Origin of the sequence: Mixta sp., from assembly GCF_024610815.1 — a bacterium.
GTDB classification, from domain to species: domain Bacteria; phylum Pseudomonadota; class Gammaproteobacteria; order Enterobacterales; family Enterobacteriaceae; genus Mixta; species Mixta calida.
The window spans coordinates 1-4,438 of sequence record NZ_JANION010000101.1 but is presented as its reverse complement, the minus strand read 5'-3'; the positions used below and the strand labels follow the sequence as shown (position 1 = coordinate 4,438).

Sequence of the window (4,438 nt, the reverse complement as noted above, 5' to 3'; positions counted from 1 at the left end):
TTTCACGCTACGTTGAAATTTTTACGCGGTTCTGAGCTCGTAAAAAAAACGTCAGCAATGAAAATAGTCATTTTTGTTTTATAAGGGGGGTGAAAATTCCCACGTTTTGCTAAAGCAGCGCCTGCAATAAAGAATTTTATTTATTTTCTGTGGGAGTCGCGCGCTGAAAAGCGGTGGAATACTCGTCTTTTAGCGCGCAAATGTTGAGGAAAAATAATTGATGGCGGTTTTGGTAACGTTTACACTTGGCGTTTTTCCGTACTCGTCCGTGCCATTTTGCCAAGCAGCTGAACAAATGTTTCCTGTTCATCCGCTGTCAGACGACTAAGAAACGCCCTGTCCACCTCATTTGCCAGCGGCATCGCCTGTTTCAGTTGCACTTCACCTTCCGCCGTCAGGTAGACGAAACGACGACGCTTATCTTCCGGCGCATGTTCGCGTCGGATAACACCGCGCTTCTCCAGCCGCGAAAGCATCTCCGCCAGCGTCGCCTTGGTGCTGACGGCGGCATCCATCAGCTCAACCTGCTCAATGCCCGGCTTATCCGCCACCGCGCGCAGCACCGAATATTGCGGCTTGGTCAAATCGGGCAATAGCTGCTGCCAGCAGGCGGTATGCTCCTGAAACAGCTGCCGCATCAGATGAAACGCTTCTCGGTCCAGCACCGGGTGCATAGGCGAATATCCCTTATTGATCAACAGAGTCAAAGTATAAGCTGGATAGCAATTGGATTGAATAATAGTTTGATTTCACAATTATTTGCCGCCCTGCTTTACGCCTGACGCTCCGCTTTCCACATCGCGCGCGGCAGGCATTTTGTTCTTGCACGAACTTTTTTACGTTTTCCTCCTTGCGAACGACATAACGACGTCCTAAGGTAAATGTATTCGTTCGCATACGAACAAATTAAAGGGGGAATGATGAGACTGATTGTCGGGATGACCGGCGCAACCGGCGCGCCGTTAGGCGTGGCGCTGCTGCAAGCGCTACAGGCGATGCCGGAGGTGGAAACGCATCTGGTGATGTCGAAATGGGCGAAAACCACCATTGAGCTGGAAACGCCGTGGAGCGCGCACGATGTCGCCGCGATGGCTGACGTCTGCCATAGCCCTGGCGATCAGGCGGCCACCATCTCATCCGGTTCGTTCAAAACCGACGGCATGGTGATTATCCCCTGCAGTATGAAAACACTGGCAGGCATCCGCGCTGGCTACGCCGACGGGCTGGTGGGCCGCGCCGCTGACGTGGTGCTGAAAGAGCAGCGCAAGCTGGTGCTGGTGCCGCGCGAAACGCCGCTCAGCACTATTCATCTGGAAAATATGCTGGCGCTGTCGCGTCTCGGCGTCGCCATGGTGCCGCCGATGCCCGCCTGGTACAACCACCCCGCTACCGTTGCAGACATTACCCATCATATCGTGGCGCGCGTGCTGGATCAGTTCGGCCTCTCTTATCCGCAGGCCCGGCGCTGGCAGGGGCTGACGCACGCCCGGCAACAGGACAACGAGTAACCTACCTTTCAGGAGAACCTTATGGCATACGATGATTTGCGCTCCTTTTTACAGGCGCTGGATGAACAGGGACAGCTGCTGAAAATCAGCGAGCAGGTGCAGGCCGAGCCCGATTTGGCGGCGGCGGCCAACGCCACCGGACGCATCGGCGAAGGCGCGCCCGCGCGGTTGGTCTGCGCGCCATGACCACGCCGCACGGTCTCGGTTACGTGAAAATGGTGATTATGGTGGATGAGGATGTCGACCCGTTCAACCTGCCGCAGGTGATGTGGGCGCTGTCGTCGAAGGTGAACCCGGCGGGCGATCTGGTGCAGTTGCCGAATATGTCAGTGCTGGAGCTGGACCCCGGTTCGTCGCCAGCGGGCATCACCGACAAGCTGATTATCGACGCCACCACTCCTGTCGCACCGGATAATCGCGGCCACTACAGCCAGCCGGTGAAAGATCTGCCGGAAACCGGCGCCTGGGTAGAAAAACTCAATGCGCTGCTCGCCAACCGTAACTAAAAGGAGAATCCCATGATCTGTCCCCGCTGTGGCGACCAACATATCGAACTGATGGCGACCTCGCCGGTAGAGGGCGTCTGGACGGTGCATCAGTGCCAGCGCTGTCTCTATACCTGGCGCTCTACCGAGCCGCTGCGTCGCATCAGCCGCGAACACTATCCGCAGGCGTTTCGCATGACGCAGCAGGATATCGATAATGCGCCGGAAGTGCCCGCCATTCCGCCGCTTTTAGCGGACGACGCGCGCTAGGCTGCGCCATCAGGGCGCCCTCTCGCCAGGGCGCCTGCCCAACTCCGGTGCAGTCTGCGCCGCTTTACGTCCGTTAACCCCGCCTCCGCGCCGCTTTTCGATAGCTGGCATCCGCTTTGCTTAATGCAACTGACGATGTTCTTCAGGAGAAAAGCTATGCGCACAACCGCTGCGGCCAGCCGCTACCGTTTTAAAATCTTCGCCCTGCTCTTTTTTATCGCGCTGATCAACTATATCGATCGCGGCGCACTCTCCTTCGCCGCCAGCGCCATCGCGCAAGAATACCGCTTTACCCAGGTGCAGCTCGGCGCGGTACTGGGTTATTTCGGCTTCGGCTATCTGTTCGGATCGCTGTGCGGCGGCTTTCTCGCCGATCGCTTCGGCACCAGAAAGGTCTGGCTGATGGCGGGCGTGCTCTGGTCTGTGCTGGAGATCCTCACCGCCTGGGCAGGCGACCTGGGGCTGGCATTGTTCGGCGGCTCGGCGATTATGGGCTTCGCCGCGCTGCGCGTGATGTTCGGCTTTGCCGAAGGCCCGGCCTACGCCCTGATGAATAAGGCGATCGCCCACTGGGCGCCGGACAACGAACGCGGCATGGCGCTGGGTATCGGCCTGCTCAGCACCCAGGTCGGCTCGCTACTGACCGCGCCGGTGGCGGTGACGCTGCTGCTGCTGACCAATGACTGGCGGATGATGTTTATTCTACTTGGCGCGTTGTCGCTGCTGGCTATGGTGCTGTTCGCTCGCGCTTTCAGCGATACGCCGGCGGATCAGCCGCGCGTCAATGCGGCGGAGCGCGCGCTGATCCGCGACGGTCAGCAGGCACAGCCAATCCAGGACACGCCGCTGCCCTGGTGGCGCTTTTTCACCAGCCGTACGCTGGTGTGCAATGCGCTGGGCTACTTCTCTTTTCTCTATATCACCTTTACCCTGGTCACCTGGGCGCCGAAGTATCTGATGGATAACTTTCATTTCGATCTGCATGCGCTCGGCTACGTGGCGATGATCCCCTGGAGCGGCGCCTGCATTACCGTGTTGCTGGGCGGCCGTATCGCCGATCTGCTGCTACGGCGCTTCGCCAGTCTGCGCCTGGCGCGCAACCTGTTTGCCGCGGTGACGCTACTGCTGGCCGGCAGTTGTTTTCTGGCGATCCCGTGGATGCCCTCGGCAAGCGCTATTATCGCGCTGATGACGCTGGGCAATGCGCTGAACGCGCTGGTCAATAACGTCTACTGGTCGGTGGTGATTGATGTGACGCCGCGCGCCAGCGTCGGCGCCTACAGCGGCATTACGCTGGCGATCGCTAACCTGGCGTCGATTATCTCGCCGATGCTGAGCGGCTGGCTGGCGCAGCATTACGGCTATAACGCCATGTTTACCGCCACGGCGCTGATCGCCTTCGCCAGTATGCTGGCGATGACGCTGTTGCAACCGGAGAAAAAGCTGGCCGCCTCGCGCGTCGCCACGCAGCTGACGGCCGCCTGACGCGCGTTGGTAAAATAAAAAGGCGCCTTCCGACGCATGCGCGGAAGCGCCTTCTTAACAGGGCGCGATAAAAAAAGATTATTTTTGCTGGCTCAGATAGTCGGTCAAAAAATGCTGGGCGTTGCCATATTTTGAAAGCAGATCGCTGTAGCTAATACGATAAGGATGCGGCTCATTCGGCAAATAGAGTTCGCCAATGTTCGTTCCATCCATGCTTAATACGACAAACCTGTTACCGTTAAGCGTTACGGTATATTTCTTTTTTTTGTTCTCCCTTACCACATCCATTATTTGAATCTTACGATTCCAGGGGTGATCGATATTTACCAACTGCACCAGCGCTTTATTTTCTTCGCGCGGACCGTAGCGCAATATCCAGACTTCCGTGCCCTCTTCGCCCTGCCAGGCTTTGACCTGCTCTGCAATTTCAGGACGTTGTTGCTTGCCATGCGCGGGGCGGCTATCCGGCGAGGCGATACCGGATTGTAAAGGGAGAAAGGTAAGGGAAGCTAAAATAAGGGCGGTCGTTAATTTTTTCACTGAACAGTTCCTTCTTTATTTTCAGACAGCGGAAATAATAATCCATATTTATTTCCCGTCAATGTTCATCGTTCTAAAATAAGCGACAAAATCAAAAACAAAAGCGTGAAAGCAAATATATTTCCAGACAAGACTTGTAGATTTTAACAG

General features: G+C 56.7%; 6 protein-coding genes and 1 pseudogene. 5 read left to right on the top strand and 2 right to left on the bottom strand.

What is annotated here, in order from left to right; genetic code table 11:
• Positions 1–239: 239 nt before the first annotated feature.
• Complete coding sequence (locus tag MYY08_RS06785) at positions 240–674, bottom strand: MarR family winged helix-turn-helix transcriptional regulator (RefSeq protein ID WP_038626138.1); 435 nt, start codon at positions 672–674, stop codon at positions 240–242.
• 246 nt (positions 675–920) lie between these two features.
• Between MYY08_RS06785 and MYY08_RS06780 the strand changes: the two genes are divergently transcribed.
• From MYY08_RS06780 to MYY08_RS06760, 5 genes and pseudogenes are all read left to right on the top strand, one after another.
• The gene (locus tag MYY08_RS06780; protein ID WP_038626136.1) at positions 921–1,508 is read left to right on the top strand and encodes a non-oxidative hydroxyarylic acid decarboxylases subunit B; all 588 of its coding nucleotides are present in this window, start codon (positions 921–923) and stop codon (positions 1,506–1,508) included.
• Positions 1,509–1,529: 21 nt separating this feature from the next.
• Positions 1,530–1,694 carry a hypothetical protein gene (locus MYY08_RS06775; protein WP_288013850.1) on the top strand — a complete coding sequence of 55 codons (165 nt, stop codon included), beginning with the start codon at positions 1,530–1,532 and terminating at the stop codon, positions 1,692–1,694.
• Positions 1,667–2,014, top strand: a pseudogene (locus tag MYY08_RS06770) (phenolic acid decarboxylase); the annotation flags it as partial. The gene MYY08_RS06775 and the pseudogene MYY08_RS06770, both read left to right, overlap by 28 nt.
• 12 nt (positions 2,015–2,026) lie before the next feature.
• Complete coding sequence (locus MYY08_RS06765; RefSeq protein ID WP_038626132.1) at positions 2,027–2,263, top strand: non-oxidative hydroxyarylic acid decarboxylases subunit D; 237 nt, start codon at positions 2,027–2,029, stop codon at positions 2,261–2,263.
• 156 nt (positions 2,264–2,419) lie between these two features.
• A complete protein-coding gene (locus MYY08_RS06760) occupies positions 2,420–3,748 on the top strand; it encodes an MFS transporter (RefSeq protein WP_038626130.1) in 1,329 nt (442 codons plus the stop codon).
• 78 nt (positions 3,749–3,826) lie between these two features.
• On the opposite strand, the gene MYY08_RS06755 is transcribed toward MYY08_RS06760, so the two are convergent.
• Positions 3,827–4,288, bottom strand: a complete 462-nt coding sequence (locus tag MYY08_RS06755; protein ID WP_038626128.1) for a hypothetical protein — start codon at positions 4,286–4,288, stop codon at positions 3,827–3,829.
• Between the last annotated feature and the right edge of the window lie 150 nt (positions 4,289–4,438).

Bases quoted from the DNA above. Each gene is read 5' to 3' on its own strand.
- MYY08_RS06785 (WP_038626138.1), bottom strand. From the start codon at position 674: ATGCACCCGGTGCTGGACCGAGAAGCGTTTCATCTGATGCGGCAGCTG.
- MYY08_RS06780 (WP_038626136.1), top strand. From the start codon at position 921: ATGAGACTGATTGTCGGGATGACCGGCGCAACCGGCGCGCCGTTAGGC.
- MYY08_RS06775 (WP_288013850.1), top strand. From the start codon at position 1,530: ATGGCATACGATGATTTGCGCTCCTTTTTACAGGCGCTGGATGAACAG.
- MYY08_RS06765 (WP_038626132.1), top strand. From the start codon at position 2,027: ATGATCTGTCCCCGCTGTGGCGACCAACATATCGAACTGATGGCGACC.
- MYY08_RS06760 (WP_038626130.1), top strand. From the start codon at position 2,420: ATGCGCACAACCGCTGCGGCCAGCCGCTACCGTTTTAAAATCTTCGCC.